Raw genomic sequence first — 17,474 nt, forward strand, 5'->3', positions numbered from 1 at the left:
GTCAGCTCGGCCTCCAACGCCCGCTCCAGCACCGCTTTGACCAGGTCGCCGAGCATGCTGCCCTCCCCGGTCAGCCGCAGCCCTCCGGCCTCGTCCCGGGACCGGGCCAGCAGCTCATCCAGCAGCCGATCATCGATCAGCTCCCGGATCGGGCGACGTTCCTGCTGCTCACCGGCCACATCTCCCACCGTAGAGCGCGTCTCACTCAGCGTGTTCGGCATACGGCCGCCGACACCCTCGATTACCGTCATGACTCTCCCCCGAAGAAGTGGGCCCCCGCCCACCGATGACTTGCTTCCCAGCAAGATCACTTCCCACACCTACAGGGATACCCCCATTTTCCCGGCAGGCGCACAGAGCGCGAAACTGTGTTTTCGAGCGCCATGAAGAGACGACTGACGTTCTATCTCAGCGTGCTCGGGCTGTCCAATAAGCGAGGTTGTGTCGGGTTGATTGAGTGTCGGGATGGTCCGCGCCCATGACGCGCTCTTGAACGGAAATCAAGTCCGAGAATTGATTGCAAGCGGCGGGCGCATCGCCTACTTCCCCGGTCCAGCGCGCGAGATTGTGCTGAGTCCACAGGGTACTTGGGTGCTCGGCACCCAAGACGCGCCTGACTACAGGGAGCAGGAGGGTGAACTGGTCTCGCGCGGCCACCGCGTCGCCCGCCTCCCCTGTCCAGAGAGCAAGGTCGTACTGGGTGCACAGCGTATCGGAGGTCTCGGCGCCTAAGACACGCTCGATGATGGGAAGCAAGGCGGCGTACTGGTCGCGGGCGGCGGCAGGGTCCCCCGCATGCCCTGTCCAGCGGGCGAGGTTATGCCGGGTGGCCAGCGTATCCGGGTGCTCGGCGCCACCGACGCGCTCGCGGATGGGTAGCAGGCGGGCGAATTGGTCTCGCGCGGCCACCGCGTCGCCCGCCTCGCCTGTCCAGTCGGCAAAGCTGTGCCTGGTGGCAAGGGTGTCGGGGTGGTCGGCTCCCAGGATGCGTTCGCGGATGGGGAGCAAAGCGGCGAGTAGGTCTCGAGCGGTGGCCGGGTTGCCGGCTTCACCTACCCAGCGAGCGAGATCGTGCCTGGCGGCCAGGCTATCGGGGTGCTCGGGGCCCAGGGTGCTGGTGCAGTGGTGCCAGATCAGCCGACAAAGGATTTGGGCGGTGCGGTAGTCACCGTTGGCGCCTAAATACTGGGCGATCTCAGCGAATGCCGCGGAGCCTGGGGGCAGAGCGGCAAGGGCGTGGGGGAGCAGCTGGCCATAGCGCGGCCAGACTTCTGGTGAGTTGGGTGCATGAGGAAGGGCTGCCTGTATGAGGGCGGCGGCCGCTGAACGTGCGGCATGCACGCTGGCGTTGGGCCGATTCAGAGTGGTGGCTTGAACCAGGCGGTGTATTGAGAGCAAGCCGTCGCGGGGACGGCTCACGAGGCTGTAACGGCGTAGGGCTGTCACCGCGGCGTTGACGGCGAGCGCGTCGCCGGGCAGCAGGTTCAAGAGCGCTGAGGCGTTTCGTGAGGAGTCGGGCTGCTCGGTTAGAGCGTTGTCGCGGGCAGCGAGTAGCAGATGGTAAGGGATCGACTCAGGGGCGTAGCAAGCTAGCAGCTGAAGCAGAGCGATCGCTTGAGGACTGGTTTCGGCTAGCTGGTCGAAGGCCAGCTGCCAGGTCGAGGTGACTCGTTCGTCGTACCCCCAAGGCTTCCCCGCCGCCAGCAAGGCGGCTCGATGTTGACGGAGCAAGTCGAGGTAGGTGCTCATGCCGGTGCCGGTGCCGAGTAGGTAGGCGCCCGCCTGCTCCAGTGCCAGCGGCAGCGCGCCCAGCTCGGCTACGACTCTGGAAGCCGTGATCGCATCGTTCTGACCGCTGCGCTGTTGCAGGAACGTGGTGGCTGACTCGGAATCCAGGGCGGGCAGTTCCACACCGTAGTGGTGCGGCCAGCTTCCCGAACGAGTGGTGACCAACACATGCCCGGCCCCTGCCGGCGGCAGGAAGTCGCGTAGGGCGTCGGCGTCGGGGGCGTTGTCGAAGATTAGCAGCCATCGGTCGGAGCGGCTGGCGAGTGCGGCGTGCACCTGGTGGACTGGGTCGGCGGTATCGGCCATTTGCCGAACGCCGAGCAAGGCGGCTAGGTCGGCGAAGGCGGCCGACAGCGTGGTCGGATCCTCGCTGGGGAACTGCCATACCAATTGGTACTCGTCCAGATGGCGATGGCCGTACTCCACCACCAGACTTGTTTTGCCGACCCCGCCCAACCCGTGCACCCCGACCGTATACGGCAACGTCTCGGCCGTTGCCAGGCGCCAATGTAAATCCGCCAAGATCGCATCGCGGCCGGCCAGCAGCGGCGGACGGGGAGCCAGGCGCATCGGCCGAGAGGACACGCGTGGTGGGGGTGGCGGTTGCGCGCATGCGATCTGGTCTACCGATCCGCCGTTGGGGGCGCTGTACGGGTGGGGCGGTGGTGATCGAAGCTGCGCCCACAGAGCCACGCTGGCCACCAATAGGCCTGCGATGCCGACGAACATGCTGACCACGCTGGCCCGTTTGTCCAGCACATCCTCCACCACAGAAGGCTCCTGGTGAGAGTGGGTGAAGAAGGCGACTATGCCCACGGCCAGCAACGCCAGCGACACCACCACCGCCGTCCGGGCCACTATGCGTGGCCAACGAAGCCTGCGCTGGCCGTGATCGGACACCTCAGCATCGGAAGCAATCGTCACTCTGCCATAGATACCCCATCAGCGCGGTAGGAAAATGAGCCTCGCAACCTGTGGGTGCCGAAACCGTGTCGCCTCATGCAACCCACGACAGTGATGATGCACGGATCTGGTTCCACGATTACGGCGATGACGGCATGGCACTACACGACGCCGAGCGGCGGAGGGAACGTGGGGGATGGGCGGCGAAGTCGAAGCTGGAGCCGTTTGGCGCGGGGGAAGCCGGCGGCCCTGATGTGCCGCCCCGAGCGGCAGCGTTGCCGGTCCTCGCATTCGGTCATCAGTAGCTCGGACAGGAACCCGCGATAGGTGAGCTGCTCGCGTTCGGCGGCGTCGGCGGTGGCGATGAACTGGCCGCAGACCCGCCCGGTGGGTGTGAGCTGAAAATCGACCTGTCCGTCTGCGAGTGGTGGGAGGCAAACTGAAGAGATGGACGCAGCGGAGCGCTCACTGGCGAGCATCGAACTTGACGACCTGGTCCGTCTCGCGCAGCTGGCGGCGAGGGAAGAAGTAGCGCTCTTCAACCGCCGTCCAGCCGGAGCGGGACGCTATCGCGCGCTTCTGCTGTGTCGGGCGTTGTGTCAAGGTGCAGCGCTTCATTTCATCGACCGCAGGACCGGCGTCAAGGATTTCGACGTCTGGTCGTTCTACGCTGCGCACCAGGCAGGGCCATTCCCCTACCGCTGGCGCGGCACCGTCGATTTTGGGCCCTCGAGATTTGGCAGGTACCCGCGTGATCCCGTCTCCTTCGCTGGGCGGCGTGTCGATCTCCTGGGGCGCTCCATTGACCTACCGCTCACGGTCGACGCGGCCATTGCCGTACGCACGTACCTGACGTCTAGCACCACAAAGAGCGCCAAGCTTCTAGCCGCCAAGGCAGGGGTCCTTCTCCATCCAGCTGATCGGCTCGGCGAGATCGTTTGGCCGGTCGACCCGACGTCGAGATAGGGACACCACCAGAATGCTGTCAACGACGGCCCAATCCTGACCCCTTGGCGACATGTGAATCTTGACCCCCTGATGTCTTTGTTGACTACTGTTCGTGCTCGGGTTGGGCCGGTGGAACCCGGCCCAGATCGCGGTTCTTCAGCCGGTAGCTGTCTCCCTTCAGTGAGATCACTTCGGCATGGTGGACGAGGCGGTCGATCATGGCGGCGGCGACCACGTCGTCGCCGAACACCTCGCCCCAGCGGCCGAATGGCTTGTTGCTGGTGACGATCAAGCTGGCGCGTTCGTAGCGGCTGGAGACCAGCTGGAAGAACAGGTTGGCGGCCTCGGGCTCGAATGGGATGTAGCCGACCTCGTCCACGATCAGGACCGGGATGCGGGCCAGTTTGACCAGCTCGTCTTGGAGTTTGCCGGCGGCGTGGGCGTCGGCCAGGCGGGCCACCCATTGGGCTGCGGTGGCGAAGGCGACTCGGTGGCCGGCCTGGCAGGCGCGGATCCCGAGGCCGATGGACAGGTGCGTCTTGCCGGTGCCGGGCGGGCCGAGGAAGACCACATTCTCCTTGGCGGTGACGAAGTCCAGGGTGCCCAGGTGGGCGATGGCCTCGCGTTTGAGGGAGCGTTGGTGGTCGTAGTCGAAGTCCTCCAGGGCCTTGCGGGCCGGGAGGCGGGCGGCGCGGATGCGGGCCTCGCCGCCGTGGGAGTCGCGGGCGGCGACCTCGCGTTGCAGGCAGGCGGCCAGGAACTCCTCGAAGCTCCAGGCTTCGGCGCGGGCCCGCTCGGCCAGCCGTTCGACGGCGGTGGCCAGCGACGGCGCCTTCAGCGCGCGGGTCAGGTAGGCCAGCTCGGCGGCGATGTTGCGCCCGCTGGAGGCCGCCGATGTCGCGGCGGTGGTGCTGGTCCGGGCCGCCATCACGCCACCGTCTCGATGCCCAGCAGGGCGTCGTAGTCGCTGAGCCGGCGTTGTTCCACCTCGGGGTCCACCGGCGCGGCCACGGTCTGCAGCCGGGTGGCGCGCATCGCCGCGGCGGCGCTCGCGTGGGCGGGGTCGGTGAGGGTCTGGTGGATGTCCCAGCAGCGTTCGTGCCGGGCCACCGGCTGCCCGGCGCAGGTCACGTTGATGTGTTCCAGATCGGCGACGACCTCGACCAGGCGGCCGATCGCCGAGGGGTGGACGGAGTAGTCGTTGGAGGCGATGCGCACGTAGTGGTCGCGAGCCAGCCGGGTCGCGGTGCGCCAGCCGACCAGCGGCGGCACCGGTGGCAGGGCGACCATCGCGGCCCGGCCGGCGGCGATGCGGTCGGCCGGGCGGCAGTCGAGGCGGCGGTGATGGCGCTGGTCGGCCCGCGGCAGCCAGTCGCCCCGTTGGGCGTTGAAGTCGCCGGGACCGGTGAAGTCGCGGCCGGGCAGAAACGAGGTCTCCAGATAGCCGTTGGCCCGCTCGACCAGCCCCTTGGCCTCCGGATCGCCCGGCCGGCACTGCAGGATCCGGACACCGAGCGTGCCGCGGAAGGCTTCGGCGTCGCGGGTGAGCTGCGGGTGTGCCGCTCGAATATTGGGTTACGTGGCTTGAGCTGCGGTTATGCGGCGTTGTGGTATTCGTTGATCATGCCTGTGACGACGGGTTTTCGGTGGATGGATCGTAGGTCGTTGAGGTCGGTCACGTCGCAGGCAGGCTGCGTGGCGATGTCCGGGGGACGTTGTTTCCGGGACTGGTGTGGACGGTGCCCGTTGTAGTGGATCAGGTACTCGCGGAGCACGAAGGTCAGGTGGCGTTCGTTGAGGATCAGGATCCGGTCCAGGAGCTCGCGGCGCAGGGTGCCGATGAAGCGCTCGCAGATGGCGTTCATCCTCGGTGTCCGCGGCAGCGTGGTGATGACCCGCAGTCCTTCACTTGTGAAGACCGCGTTGACGGCGGCGGTGAAGAGCGGATCGCGATCGTGGATCAAGAACCGCAGCTCAGCAATGCGATCGCCCAGGTCTATCGCCAGGTTGCGGGCTTGCTGCACCGTCCATGCCCCGGTCGGGTGCGCGGTCACTCCAGCCAGGTGCAGCCGCCGGGTGCCGTGCTCGATGAAGATCAGCACATATAGCCGTTTGAGTATTATCGTTTCGACCACCAGGAAGTCGCAGGCGATGATCGCGTGGGCTTGGGCGGTCAGGAACTGCTGCCAGGTCGGCCCGGCCCGGCGGGGCGCCGGATCGATGCCGGCGGCGTGCAGGATCTCCCACACCGTGGAGGCCGCTATCGGGTAGCCCAGGCGCGCCAGCTCACCTTGGATTCTCCGGTGTCTCCAGGTCGGGTTCTGCTGCGCCATTCGCACGATCAGTGCCTTGACCGGTCGGCGAGTGCAAGGGCGTCCCGGGTGTCGTCTGTCGGTGAAGGTCCACTTACGCCTCACAAGAGTGCGATGCCAGCGTGAGATCGTCGCCGGGGTGACCGGGAACACCTCCGCCCACCGGCAGCGGCGGATCAACCGCGACAACGCCGCGAGCCAGAGCCGGTCGACATGATCCCACTGCGGTCGACTCCCGAACTGACGGCGGAGCACGTGGTTCTCATGACGAAGCACCAGCAGCTCGACATCCTTGGACAGATCAGAGCGGATCAGCACGGTCAGCAGGCCGAACAAGCCCCTCACCAACCGGTAAGCCAACGCCAACAACACTTCAATATGGTCGCAGCCACCGCCCTGATCATGCAGCAAAACCCCAGCTCACAGCGCGAAACCGTATTTTCGAGCGGGACAAGGCGTATCAGGGTGCCGAAGGCCCGGTCCGCACCCCGTATAAGGGCAAGAACAAGCCCGCCTCGCAGAAGCAGGCCAACCGCTCCCACGCCCGTCTTCGCGGCCCCGGCGAACGCGCAAACGCCCAGCTGAAGAGCTGGAGAATCCTCCGCAAGCTACGCTGCAGCCCGAGCAAGGCCGGCCATTTGTGCAAGGCCATCGCCGTCCTTCAAAACCACCGCATTGCCCAGGCGGCCTGAGGATGAAAAAGGTTCACTGTGTCCACACTTCGGGGCGAGCCCCCCACCTGGTTCTCGTGACAGAGCACCAGCAGCTCAACGTCCTTGGACAGATCCGAGCAGACCCGCACGGTCAGCAGGCCGAACAAGCCCTTCACCAACCGGTAGACAAGCGACAACAGCACCCCGCAATAGTCGCAGCCGCCGTCTTGATCGCGCCGCAAAACCCCAGCTCACAGTGCGAAACTGCATTTTTGACCGAGACACCCTACGCGACCCCTCGCCCACGCATGAACGGCGAAGCCGCCTGACCTGGCGATCAAGGTGACTGGCAATCAACCACAAACTTCACTCTTCGGACGCCCTCTCACTTCGGATCGTTCGGTTCGTACCAAACCGCTGACGGGTTTAGCTCGCGCATCAGCTGAACGATTAGCCTCATGCGCGAAGTGTCGTGCGGCACCCCCATCCCACGCACATCCCTGGCCTCCGCGCTCACGATCTCGGCGATCACCGCGCGTTCCCGTTCTCCGAGCAGGGGAAGCATTGTGCCGGCGGCTCGCAGAGCGTGGAATTGCTCGAAGGCCGAGTGTGACTGGGCGATTGCGTCGGTGACGGTGGTGAAGTGGCGCGGGTCGGGATGCACCTGAAGAATCGACAACATCACGATTCTGGCGCCATCGTCGCCTGATCCTCCTCGCAAACCAGCGATGGCCAGGGACCTGGCGTTGGCGGCGAGCATCTGGATTTCGCCCACCAGCGAGTTGAGCTGTCGTGTCCGCGCGTTGCCGGGCGGCATTCCGGCTCTCAGACGCTCGTAGGCGTCCGCGTAGATCACGACGAGCTGGTCCCCGATCCAGTTGACGAGCGCTTCCGGGGTTTTCACCTCCGACTTGGGTGGCGCGAGCAGTTCGCGCTGGCGATCCCTCATGCCCTTAATGGAGGAGTACGAAGCTACGGCATCGATTCCCGTGCACACGTCCGTGATCAAGGGCTCCGGGCCGTGGCGGTCCAGCCTGACCTGGAGATATGTCTCGTCCCCAACAAGCAGCCCCAGCCGCGTGAGCGCCGCAGCCCCTTGCGGCTGTCCGTGGCTCCCGCGCAGGGCCTCAATCAGGTGCATCGCCGCGTACCGAACCGCGTAGTCGTCGGCGCCTTCGTCCCACCGGCCCATCCAGTGGTCACAGAGGTAACCGCCGATCAAGGTGTGCGTGTCCGCCTCGGGGAGTAAGAGCTTGGAGCCCGTCCGCAGGAAGTCGCGGAAGGCTTGGTGGAACAGTGCTATTCGATCGCCTGACATGCTGACGAGGTAACTGTCCCACTCGTCGAGCAGCACGGACATGTCGGCCCCCGACTGGGCGACGATGCCCATGATCTGCTGGCGCGTCAGAGGAGCGTATGCGGTCGCCAGCACTGACAGGAATCGTCGGCGGGCGGGGGTGTCGGGGATTCTCGTCCCCATGCGGCGCTTGATGTCGCCGTCGAAGAACCTGTCCAACGGGGACATGACGATGGACCGCGGGTCCAGCTTCCCCTCCGTCAACTGGCTCGTGATCAGTGCGGCTAGCAGGAAGTTGCCTCCGCTGAACTTCGCGATGCGCTCGGCCTCTCCGGCGTCATCGAGCCGCATGAGGACGTACTGCTCCACGTCGGCGCGGTTCTCGGCCGGATGCGCGTCGAGATCGAACAGGCGGGCCTGCGGCAGTGTGTCGCGTACGCGTCGGTGAGGCCTGGTGGTCGCCAGGAAACGCAGCCAGGGCGGCAATGGGCCGGACAACGCGTAAGCCAGAATTCCGGTGATGGAGTCCTGCCCGGTACCCACGAGATCCTCATCCAGACCGTCGATGAGCACCAGCATGGGCGGCGTGATGTTGCGCATGTCGCCGCCAGGACGCCGGATCAGCTCATCGAAGGCGGTCTCGAGATGCACGTCGCCGATGTAGACGTCGCCCACGAAAGTGGATCCTCCGGGCGGCGCGCCTGCGGCGATGTTCTGTCGCACCTCGATGAACAGCTCCGGGTCCTGGCGCAGGCCCATCAGCCCGCGACCATATTCGGGCAGCAGATCGGCGATCGCGCGGGCGATCGACTGGATGAAGTCCCTGGTCCCGCTGGTCCTTGTGTCGTGCACGCGGCAGGACTGGGTGTGAATGACGGTGGCGTGCAATGCCGTGTCGGCTGTGGACAGATGCCGGATCAATGCCGACTTGCCGCTACCCGGGCTGCCCTGGACAAGGGCGAGCGGCTGCTCATCGGCGTTGAGCCAGTCATTGATCTCCGCCAGCACCCGGGCGCGGCCGATGAACAGACCTCCGGTTCGCTGGCTGGGCTCGATCTTGCGGGCCTTGGCGTGGAACTTCTGATAGATGCGCCCGCGGGATCGGCCCAGCTCGACGAGTGCCGTGGCCAGCCGGGTGTACGCGCTGAGCAGCTCTACGGTCGCCGGGTTCTCCCCGTCTCGTACGGCAAGCCGTTCCACGTAGGAGAAGCGCGGCACGTACGGCACTTTCAGGTCATTGAACAGGGAGTTCTCGAACGTGAGCTGGTCAGGAGCGTGTAACCCCAGCTGCCGCTCGAACTGCTGCATGAACGAGTCGAGCATGTCGCTCTCTGCCAGCTCGACCCGGCTCGGTACGGGTAGCACGTGGAGCTCGCGTCCGCCTCTGCCCTCCGCGACCAGCTCCGGTCGTCGCAACGCGTTGGCGATCAACTCGCAGCCCTCGATGTTCTGACGGTTCGGCGCGACCAGCATGACCACGACGTCGGCGAGCTGAAAGGTGCAGACTCCGCTCATTTCTGAGATGCCCGTCCGCGCATCGATCAGGACGACGTCCGCCAGCAGCTCCGCCTGCTGGCGGAACCAGTCGAAGAACGCCTCACCGTCATAGGATCTGTAGAAGCCGTCCCAGTCGAAGGCCCGCACCAGCTCTGCGTATCGCTCATAGAACGCGGCGCTCCTGCGGCCGGCTGGCATCAGGCGCAGGCTGCCGCCGTTGGGCAGATCCAGCAGATCGACGACGAACTCGTGGAGCGGCTCGACCGGATACGGAAACCCTTTCTGCGCTGCTCGCGGCTCCTGGAGGGGCAGCGATCGCAGCTGGAGATAGGACGTCAGCAGGTCGATGACACCGCGCCGGTCCTCCACGCCGGATCCCCCGTCCGGCTCGAAGAAGCGCTCTAGCCCCGGGGCCTCCAGGTCAAAATCGATCATCAGGACGCGTAAGCCCCGCCGCGCCATGAGCTCACCGGTGTTGGCCAAGGCCATGGACCTGCCCACGCCTCCCTTGAAAGAGTAGAAGGTATAGATCATCCTGAGCCGCCGTAAGGCGAGACATACCGCATGTGCTTGCGTATGCCTTCCTTCAGGCCGCTGTCGATGGCCGTGTCGTGGAAGCCCGCCTCCAACCAGCCTTCTAGCATGTTCTGCTCCCACGTCTCGATGCAGCGGCGTGCGCTGCTGGTGAACTCGGAGCGGCGCTTGGCGAATTCCAGGTCCGCGATTCTGAGCTGCAGGAACACCGTGAGCTCGCGTGCCTTCTCCAGAGCCTTAGCCACGGGCGCGATTGTGACGATCGAGGTGTTCGGGTAGGCGTCGAGCAAGGATTGGTGATAGGCGCGCTGGATCTGCGGATGTCGCAGGGACAGCACGTCGATAATGACGATGCAGCCGCTACGCCGTAGCCGAAGCAACTGGTGCCGGTCACCGATCACCTCGTGAATGTCCAAGAACTCCGGTTCCAGCCGTCCGTCATATCTCTTGCGCTCGTTGATTTGCTCGATGATTCGATGCACCAGCGTCTGGATGGAATCGGATCCCGCGCTGAAAGGTCGCCAATCCTCTGGCCGCTCGCCGTAACACTGGAACCAGTCGGCGACGGCCTCCTGTTCGAGCAGCACACAGGCCTGCCGGAAATCGTCACGCAGCGATGCGGGATATTCGTTGAACACCTCGCCGCTGCGCAGTTCCGCGGCCTGCCGCTCGGTCATCGCCAGCAGGATCAGCGGGATGCGCACGATCGTCTCCGACTGCCCGGAGAGGCCGGGCAGGTCCTGCAACTGGTTGACGATGTAGTTCTTGGCGTTCACCACCTGATCGACGCTCTCGTAGCGTTGGCGGAATACCGGCAGGTCGTCATCGCCTACGGCGCGGATGATGGTGCCGATGCCCTCGCCTCTGGCCATCATCGCGTTGCACTCCCGCAGCCCTGCGATGATCGTTAAGAGGGTGTCCGGCGGATACCCTTCGGCACTCGCCGCAGAACGCAGCGTCTCCACCGCCTGCACGAGGCTCGGATGTACTTCGCGCTCGAGCTCGTTCAGCGCGGCTCTGACCCGGTCCGTCGCCACCATAGCTCAGACGAAGAATTTCGCGGCCCAAGCGGCGAGGTTGCCGACGGCGGTGGCGACCCCCAACACCGCGGCTCCCACCCCGCTCATCGATTCCAGCCGCGCTTTGATGCGTTCCAGTCTCCCGACGACCTGATCGGTATCCGGCTTGTCGGCGTCGGCCTGGGCGAGCGTCTCCCCTAACTCGGCGTCGATCTCGCCCCGGTCGGCTTCGGGAATCGAGAGCTCCGCCAGCTCGGCCCTAATCCGTGCGACGGCGGCGGCGAAGTCCTTCGCGCTGCTGTCCTTGCTGAGGTAGAGGTTCCCGCCTACGTTGTAGACCTCACCCACGTGCCCGAAATGTTGCTCGAACATAGCCATTGGCCAGCCCCTCCCCAACGTGGCCCGTGCTGGCGAGGGTACTCCAGCGGAAACGACTTGTGGAGAGGATGACCGAAGAGGCAAGAACGGCGGAATCAGACGCCGCGGCCGCTGCGGCCAACGCGGCAATTTCGGCCGAACTAGTGCTGTGACCGGAAACGATCACCGGGGTGGGTGAGGTTTCAGGCTGCGGGTGCGAGAGGCCGTCCGCCCCAGCGGATGCCCTTCTCGCTGCGGACGCGGGCGCGTTCACGGCGTTGAGCGGCCAGCACGTCCGGGTGCCGGGCGTGAGCGTTGCGCCAGCGCAGGTAGGCGTGCAGCGCCCAGGTCTGTACGGGTGTGGTTGGCATGGTGGGAGTTGGCCAGGGTGAACTGGCGCAACGGGCCGAAGTGCGCCTCGTCGGGTAGCTCCGGCGCTTTGCAGCGCCGGAGCCCCCTCAGAACCGGCCGTGCCCGCTTTCCAGGCAACCGGCTCAGGCAAGCCCTGAAGGCTTGCGGGCAGGTAGAAGTGCTGTGCAGGCGCTGCAGCAGTTCCTCGCGCAGTTGAAAGCCCGGCGGCTGGGCGGGAATGTCGCCCTCCACGATCTGCTCGTGGACCTGCAGGGTGTGCGCCTGCTGGGTAATGGTGACGTTCCCGGCCACATGGCCGATCTGGAACAGATCCCCAAAGACCGTGCTGTCGGTGACCGATTGCAGAAGACCACTTCGCGGCTCTGCCGGGCCCGGGGCAGGCGCGGGCGTCATGTCTGCTCGATGCGGGCCGGGGCCGGCAGCGGTGGCCGGGCGAGCAGACGGCGCTGTCGCGGGTCGCCGGTGAGCACCTCACGCCCCGGCCCGAGGCGGTCCATCCCGTGACCGGAAGCCGCGCCAGCCAGAGCCTGGCCGGAGAGCCGCTGGTCAGGGACGGGCGTCGTCATCAGCGGGCCCGGGCTGCTGCTGGTGCCGGATGTCGACGTCGCGGGCGCTGCCGATCTGGACGGCGCTTCCGCCGATCCGGTTATCGGCCATGATCTGACTTCCGGGTCCGGCCACGATCGGCGCTGCGGCGAGCATGCCTTCGATCTCCGCCGCGAGGGCGGGATCAGCCGCCAGCGCCTTCTTGATCTGACCGCGCAGCGCCGCCGCGTAGTCCTCATCGGCGGGCTCGGCCACCGCGTCGGCGACCGCGCCCTCCAGCGCGGGCCTGGACTCCTCACGCGCGCCCAGCCGCTGCAGCAGTCGCCGGCCCAGGCTCACCGTCTCATCGGCGGCCGTGTCCTGCGCCTTGGCCCACACCGCGGTGCCGAAAGCGCCCAGCGTCGTCATGATGTACCGCATCACCTGCGATGCCAGCGCAGCGATGTCCATTTCGGTCTCCCTTCCCGAGCCCCCTCGGAAGGATGACCCGATGCTATCCCCACCGCGCTCGAGACCGCGGTAGCCCAAATCGCCAGACATGCCATGTCCCTGAACCGCCGACCGCGAGATCACCGAGGGGTTGACGGGCGCCTTCGCAACGGCCGAGCATCCCCGTGCGTCGGCGCCCGGCGTCCTCACCGCAGCCCGGTGGGCAGGTCAGAGCTTGGTTACCGTCGTGGAGAAGCCGGCAGGCGCTGGCTGCAGTATCACGGCGTTGTTGCGATTTCGCGCCTTCACCCGATGATCGGCGGATCAGGACATGCGGGTAGATCGAGAAAGGGATCGGGCCGTCCTGACGGCGAGTCGGTCCCCAGGGTGGTGCGCGTGCCGGACCCTTTGACCACGATGTTCACTGGAGTGCCCAAGCCCACCCGCATGAAGAAGCGATGCCCCTCCTGAAGCGCGCGGACGGCGTCCGCCAGTCGCAGCCACCAACGCTCCCCGTTGGGGAAGAGGCCTCCGACCCCGATGAGAGGCCCGGGTTGGGGCGGAAAACCGCCGCCCGAGCTGCGGGTGATACAGGAGATCTCGTTGCCGGCCAGCATCCAGAACACCGCGTACTCCAATTGCGCCACCCATCGATCGCGCGCCGGTCCCAGGATGCTGGGTCGGCCGTCGGTGGTGCCGGTCGCCGCGATCGTGACCTGCACATCGATCGAGCTTTCCCGCGGAGTGACTGATCGTATTTGCCCCAGGTTCATTCCTGTGCCGAGCTTGAACACCGTCTCGGTCCACCGCAAACGGCGCAAGGACGTCGCCGGCAGATTCGGTAGTGGCGGCGCGTCCAGGGTGATGCTCGCGCTCACGGTGCTGTGGAAGTTCGGCTCCGAATCGTCGATGAACACCTTCCCGCTCACGCCGGCGAACTCGTTCGCCGCCCACTTCCAGTTGCCGACGTACTGCTGCTCGTACAGGGGCGCGGCCAGCGATAGCAGGCACCGCGTGGCGTCACCGGGCGACGGCGAGCCGACCAGCCGGATGTCTTGCCAGTCGAACGGGTGCAGTTCTGTGTGCGTCTGGCCTACCCGCAGCCATCCTCTGCTGCGGCAGCGGCTGCTTTCCGGTGGTATGCGTATCGCCGGCAGCGAGCAGTACTCGGGATGATGGTCGATGACCCATCGCCCGGTGACCCGGACGTGGTCGCCGACCTGCAGATCACGTGATGTGCCGTCATCGGCCTGCACTTGGAAGCGCTGGCCGTCTGGCTTTTGTGGCGGTACCCAGCGCTCGTAGCGGTTGATCGCGCTGAAGTCCAAGGGGTAGGTTTCCAGGTGCATGACGCCTGGTTCGGTCTCTGACGCCCACGGCAGCGGATTGTTTCCGCGGAAGTAGTGGATGAGGTGCCGGTAGTTGGGGTCGGGCAGGACGGCGAAGTCGTCACCGTGTCCACCGTCCTCGGTCGACGCGATCGCGTAGACGGTCCCGACCAGCTCCACGTTGTCCAGCAGCCAGATGAACTTGTTGGGCACGTACTCGCCGACGGCCATGGCTGTCGCCTCCCAGCGCGACACAGAGGTGTCGATGACCCCGCTGTCATGGGTCAGTCCGGCTGGTGGGCGGCGGCTTGGCGCCACTCCATCCGGGCCAGCAGTGCCAGCACCAGGGTCACGCTCGCCAAGGCCACGACAATCCCCCACTCGAGCATGCCGTTGCCGCCGTCCGGATCGACACCGAAGAGCATTTCAATCCATTCAGGGGAGATGAGCGTGACGATGGCCAGCACCGCGGTCACGATGCTCGAGCCGAGCTCGGCCCAGAACCAGCCCCGCAGCTTCGAAATGCGACGCATGTCGCCTCCTTAACAACGGACATCCCTGAGGCTGTGCGGAAAGGCGGGCGCCTACCGGGGCAGGCAGGATCATCCCACGTTGTGTGCTGACGATGTGCTCGGCGGATTCCATGATCGTGGCGTTCGCCCCGATCACGCTGCCGGCTCACCCGAAGACGCCGGGATCGCGGCCTCCCGGGCAGACGGTCTCGGGCCTGTAGCTGCACCCGGTAGTCGGGCGGCAGCGCCAGATCAGCATCGTGAAGCACCATTTTCCAGGCCCTGGCCCGATAGTTTGGGGGACTGCCAAGGCCTCAGCGGGCAAGCCGGGCACCGCAATTCCCGGCGGCATGCCAGGAATCCAGGCTTGCGCTGCCATCAGTGGCGGTGGCGTCGCAGCTGACCGGCAGTGTGTGCACGGATTGCTCCGCGCGGGCTCGGCAGCCTCTGGAACGAAGACGCTCCCGAGCAAGATCGGGGGCATGAGGTCCGACTGGCAATGCGGGCACCGGCTCGCTTGCCGATGGATCGCTTCGCGACAGTAAGGGCAGGTGCCACCATGGCTAGGACCAGTAGGGGGAATGATCGACAAGCAGTGTGGGCACTTCAGAGCCCCCGACTGTACTGACTCTCGGCACTGAGGGCATCGATGCGGCTCGGATAGCTGATCTTGCCCTGGCTTAGCAGGCGCTGGCGGTTCGGCCGCCGCTTGGTCCCGATCAGGGGGTTGGTGCTCGTCCATGGAGCACCTCCTCACCATCGATTGCCCAGTATGCGGGGAAATGCGCTTTCGCGCCAGCAGACGGGTCGACGTCGAGGTCTACTCGCCCGTGCGCTGCAACCGTCGTCCCCCCCAGGGCGTACGGTGAGAGCGAAGGCGCCGGTGCCGTGGCCCTCGGGGTGCTGGTCTTGTGCCAGGACAGGCCGCGCATGCTGGACATGGCCGAACAGCGACGGGTGCTGCTGTTCGCCGCAGCCCACGCAAGGGCCGATCTCCTGGACCGGTCCTTGCCTGTGCGACCTGTTAGGGGCAGAGCACCCTGGTTTCGGCAGTGCACTGGTCGAAGCCCGGGCCACCGTTGGCGGCGTCGTTGCCTCCCAGACCGTTGAGGACGTCGTCGCCTGCCCGGCCGAAGATCACGTCTCTGGCCGACCCGCCGAAGAAGGTGTCCCTGCCACGCCCCATGTCCATCCTCGACCGCAGGGAGGTGAAGTTACGCAGCACGTCGTCGCCGCTCCCGCGTGGCCGCCCTGATCCGGACGATCCCCGCAGCCGGACACTGCACCTGCCGAAAATTCCATCCATGCAGTTCGAGCCGCATCTTCTAATCCGACGGTCGCAGGTTCGAATCCTGCAGGGCGCGCTTCTCCACCTGCAGAAACTCCAGCCGAGCCCATGCGCTGGGGCGGCATTGGGCAAATATGAGGCAAAGCTGAGTCAGCCGCCGAGCGGCCGCCTCAGCGCGGATGCGGCGCTGAGCACCAGCCGGGCCGTCTCTCGGGCGGCCTGGTGGGCCACCTCCGGCAGCACCGAGACGTAGGTGTCAGCGGTCAACACGATGCTGGCATGGCCCAGCATGGCCTGCACCACCTTCAGATCCGTGTGCGCGGCCAGCGCCAGCGTCGCGGCGCCGTGCCGCAGATCATGCAGCCGGATCGGCGGTTGTCCGGAGGCGGCCACCAGTCGGCGGAACCGGCCGGTGAGGTAGTCCGGCCGCAGCGGCGCGCCGTCCGCGGTGGTGAACACGTATCCCGAGTCCTGCCAGCGTGTGCCCGCCCTCGCGCTCAGCTCCTCCTGCCGCTCGCTGTGCCGGGTCAGTACCCGCACAGTCTCCGCATCCAGGGCCACCACCCGGCAGCTGGCGGCGCTCTTCGGCGGCCCGACCACGACCTGGCCGTCGGCGTGCACGCGCTGCTGCGTCACCGTCAGCTCTGCGGTCTGCAGGTCGACGTCCGTCCAGCGCAGCCCGGCCAGCTCACCGCGGCGCAGGCCGCGCAGTGCAGCCAGCCACCACGCGGCATACAGACGGTCCTGCGTGAGGCCGGACAGGAAGACCGCGAGCTGTTGTTCGGTCCATACCGCTACTGCTGGACGTTCTCCTGTTTGCTGCCACCGGGTGGTCCGCCCGGCGGTCCAGACGACCGGATGCGGTCGCCGGGGATGGGGCAGTTCGGCGCCGTTGGCCGGGTTGACCGGGATCAGCCGGGCACGCACCGCCGCGTTCAGCGCGGTCCGCAAGGTGGCGTGGATCCGCACCACGGTCGCGGGCGACAGTCGGCGGCCGATCGGCGAGGGACGGGACGCCAACGTCGCGAGCAGTCCGTTGACATCGCGCGAGCTGAGCTGGTGGAGCAAGATCCGTCCCAACAGCGGGATGAGGTAGAGACGGATGTGTGCGGCGTAGCCCTGCCGGGTCGACGGACGCAGAGTGCCCTTGCTGGCCAGCCAGCGTGCCAGCCACTGCCCGAGCGTGCATCCGGCCCCCGCGCCGCCGTGGTCGGCAGCGGCCAGGGCACGGCCTGCCGCCTGCGCTTCCTCGGAGCCGGCGTAGCCGCCCTGGCGGACGCGCTGCCGCTGCCCGTCCAGGCCACGTACCTGCACCGCGAAGTACCAGCTGCCGTGATCGTCATCCGCTGGCAGACGCGGACACGTCGCGCCTCGCTGACGCCCCGTCGCTGCATCCACACAGCCGCATCGCCTAGCGACCTGCACACGAGTCTTTGTCATTGATCCCACCTCCACTCCTGACGGTGTGCGACGAGAGACGGGCCAGCTAGGGCTCGTACTCGGTTGGGAGATGGCCTCAGATCAAGTGTCCGGCGTGCGGGGGAAGCTCAGGTTGACTCGGGTCAGCTCGTCGTGCAGGTCGACGGCCTGCTGGGAAGCTTTAGGGCGTTCTGGCGCTGGCTGGCGTTGCGCAGGCGGTTCGCATGGGTGAGATGGAGCGCGGCTCGTCGGGTCGGATCTTGGGTGGTGGC

Annotated in this window: 14 protein-coding genes and 3 pseudogenes; 2 read left to right on the plus strand and 15 right to left on the minus strand. The window is 66.5% G+C overall.

Going from position 1 to position 17,474, the window contains the following annotated elements; genetic code table 11:
* Nucleotides 1-251, minus strand: a pseudogene (locus C4V41_RS59345) (hypothetical protein); the annotation flags it as partial.
* 157 nt (nt 252-408) lie between these two features.
* A complete protein-coding gene (locus C4V41_RS59350) occupies nt 409-2,712 on the minus strand; it encodes a tetratricopeptide repeat protein (protein WP_146104267.1) in 2,304 nt (767 codons plus the stop codon).
* Between the two features lie 426 nt (nt 2,713-3,138).
* Between C4V41_RS59350 and C4V41_RS61515 the strand changes: the two genes are divergently transcribed.
* The gene (locus C4V41_RS61515) at nt 3,139-3,657 is read left to right on the plus strand and encodes a hypothetical protein (RefSeq protein ID WP_146104268.1); all 519 of its coding nucleotides are present in this window, start codon (nt 3,139-3,141) and stop codon (nt 3,655-3,657) included.
* 85 nt (nt 3,658-3,742) lie between these two features.
* Here the strand turns inward: C4V41_RS61515 and istB are convergent, their stop codons facing one another.
* From istB to C4V41_RS59365, 3 genes are all read right to left on the minus strand, one after another.
* Nucleotides 3,743-4,567, minus strand: a complete 825-nt coding sequence (gene istB / locus C4V41_RS59355) for an IS21-like element helper ATPase IstB (protein WP_103964832.1) — start codon at nt 4,565-4,567, stop codon at nt 3,743-3,745.
* On the minus strand, nt 4,567-4,929 hold the full coding sequence (locus tag C4V41_RS59360; RefSeq protein ID WP_103964833.1) for a Mu transposase domain-containing protein: 363 nt from the start codon (nt 4,927-4,929) through the stop codon (nt 4,567-4,569). Before C4V41_RS59360 ends, istB begins: the two co-directional genes overlap by 1 nt.
* 305 nt (nt 4,930-5,234) lie before the next feature.
* A complete protein-coding gene (locus C4V41_RS59365; protein ID WP_200825034.1) occupies nt 5,235-6,362 on the minus strand; it encodes an integrase core domain-containing protein in 1,128 nt (375 codons plus the stop codon).
* A gap of 68 nt (nt 6,363-6,430) precedes the next feature.
* On the opposite strand from C4V41_RS59365, the pseudogene C4V41_RS59370 reads away from it, so the two are divergent.
* Nucleotides 6,431-6,643 (plus strand): annotated as a pseudogene (locus tag C4V41_RS59370) (transposase family protein); the annotation flags it as partial.
* Here the strand turns inward: C4V41_RS59370 and C4V41_RS59375 are convergent.
* From C4V41_RS59375 to C4V41_RS59420, 10 genes and pseudogenes are all read right to left on the minus strand, one after another.
* Complete coding sequence (locus C4V41_RS59375) at nt 6,613-6,807, minus strand: hypothetical protein (protein WP_146104269.1); 195 nt, start codon at nt 6,805-6,807, stop codon at nt 6,613-6,615. The pseudogene C4V41_RS59370 and the gene C4V41_RS59375 overlap by 31 nt on opposite strands.
* Nucleotides 6,808-6,989: 182 nt before the next feature.
* On the minus strand, nt 6,990-9,932 hold the full coding sequence (locus tag C4V41_RS59380; RefSeq protein ID WP_103964836.1) for a KGGVGR-motif variant AAA ATPase: 2,943 nt from the start codon (nt 9,930-9,932) through the stop codon (nt 6,990-6,992).
* Nucleotides 9,929-10,972 carry a hypothetical protein gene (locus tag C4V41_RS59385; protein WP_103964837.1) on the minus strand — a complete coding sequence of 348 codons (1,044 nt, stop codon included), beginning with the start codon at nt 10,970-10,972 and terminating at the stop codon, nt 9,929-9,931. The genes C4V41_RS59380 and C4V41_RS59385 overlap by 4 nt, the downstream gene beginning before the upstream one ends.
* Before the next feature lie 3 nt (nt 10,973-10,975).
* The gene (locus tag C4V41_RS59390; protein WP_103964838.1) at nt 10,976-11,329 is read right to left on the minus strand and encodes a DUF5955 family protein; all 354 of its coding nucleotides are present in this window, start codon (nt 11,327-11,329) and stop codon (nt 10,976-10,978) included.
* 182 nt (nt 11,330-11,511) lie between these two features.
* Nucleotides 11,512-11,734: pseudogene (locus tag C4V41_RS66015) on the minus strand (IS630 family transposase); the annotation flags it as partial.
* 492 nt (nt 11,735-12,226) lie between these two features.
* Complete coding sequence (locus C4V41_RS59400) at nt 12,227-12,676, minus strand: hypothetical protein (RefSeq protein WP_103964839.1); 450 nt, start codon at nt 12,674-12,676, stop codon at nt 12,227-12,229.
* A 284-nt stretch (nt 12,677-12,960) separates the two neighbouring features.
* The gene (locus tag C4V41_RS59405; protein WP_103964840.1) at nt 12,961-14,214 is read right to left on the minus strand and encodes a hypothetical protein; all 1,254 of its coding nucleotides are present in this window, start codon (nt 14,212-14,214) and stop codon (nt 12,961-12,963) included.
* 53 nt (nt 14,215-14,267) lie between these two features.
* On the minus strand, nt 14,268-14,516 hold the full coding sequence (locus C4V41_RS59410; protein WP_103964841.1) for an ABC transporter permease: 249 nt from the start codon (nt 14,514-14,516) through the stop codon (nt 14,268-14,270).
* Nucleotides 14,517-15,519: 1,003 nt separating this feature from the next.
* Nucleotides 15,520-15,720, minus strand: a complete 201-nt coding sequence (locus C4V41_RS59415) for a hypothetical protein (RefSeq protein WP_103964842.1) — start codon at nt 15,718-15,720, stop codon at nt 15,520-15,522.
* Between the two features lie 213 nt (nt 15,721-15,933).
* The gene (locus C4V41_RS59420) at nt 15,934-17,181 is read right to left on the minus strand and encodes a tyrosine-type recombinase/integrase (RefSeq protein ID WP_200825036.1); all 1,248 of its coding nucleotides are present in this window, start codon (nt 17,179-17,181) and stop codon (nt 15,934-15,936) included.
* Nucleotides 17,182-17,474 lie beyond the last annotated feature (293 nt).

Origin of the sequence: Nonomuraea solani (assembly GCF_900108335.1) — a bacterium.
In the GTDB taxonomy this organism is placed as follows: domain Bacteria; phylum Actinomycetota; class Actinomycetes; order Streptosporangiales; family Streptosporangiaceae; genus Nonomuraea; species Nonomuraea solani.

What these genes read in the sequence shown, in the direction of transcription:
- C4V41_RS59380 (WP_103964836.1), bottom strand. Translation starts at nt 9,932, where the DNA reads ATGATCTATACCTTCTACTCTTTCAAGGGAGGCGTGGGCAGGTCCATG.
- C4V41_RS59385 (WP_103964837.1), bottom strand. Translation starts at nt 10,972, where the DNA reads ATGGTGGCGACGGACCGGGTCAGAGCCGCGCTGAACGAGCTCGAGCGC.
- C4V41_RS59400 (WP_103964839.1), bottom strand. Translation starts at nt 12,676, where the DNA reads ATGGACATCGCTGCGCTGGCATCGCAGGTGATGCGGTACATCATGACG.
- C4V41_RS59390 (WP_103964838.1), bottom strand. Translation starts at nt 11,329, where the DNA reads ATGGCTATGTTCGAGCAACATTTCGGGCACGTGGGTGAGGTCTACAAC.
- istB (WP_103964832.1), bottom strand. Translation starts at nt 4,567, where the DNA reads ATGGCGGCCCGGACCAGCACCACCGCCGCGACATCGGCGGCCTCCAGC.
- C4V41_RS61515 (WP_146104268.1), top strand. Translation starts at nt 3,139, where the DNA reads ATGGACGCAGCGGAGCGCTCACTGGCGAGCATCGAACTTGACGACCTG.
- C4V41_RS59405 (WP_103964840.1), bottom strand. Translation starts at nt 14,214, where the DNA reads ATGGCCGTCGGCGAGTACGTGCCCAACAAGTTCATCTGGCTGCTGGAC.
- C4V41_RS59410 (WP_103964841.1), bottom strand. Translation starts at nt 14,516, where the DNA reads ATGCGTCGCATTTCGAAGCTGCGGGGCTGGTTCTGGGCCGAGCTCGGC.
- C4V41_RS59360 (WP_103964833.1), bottom strand. Translation starts at nt 4,929, where the DNA reads ATGGTCGCCCTGCCACCGGTGCCGCCGCTGGTCGGCTGGCGCACCGCG.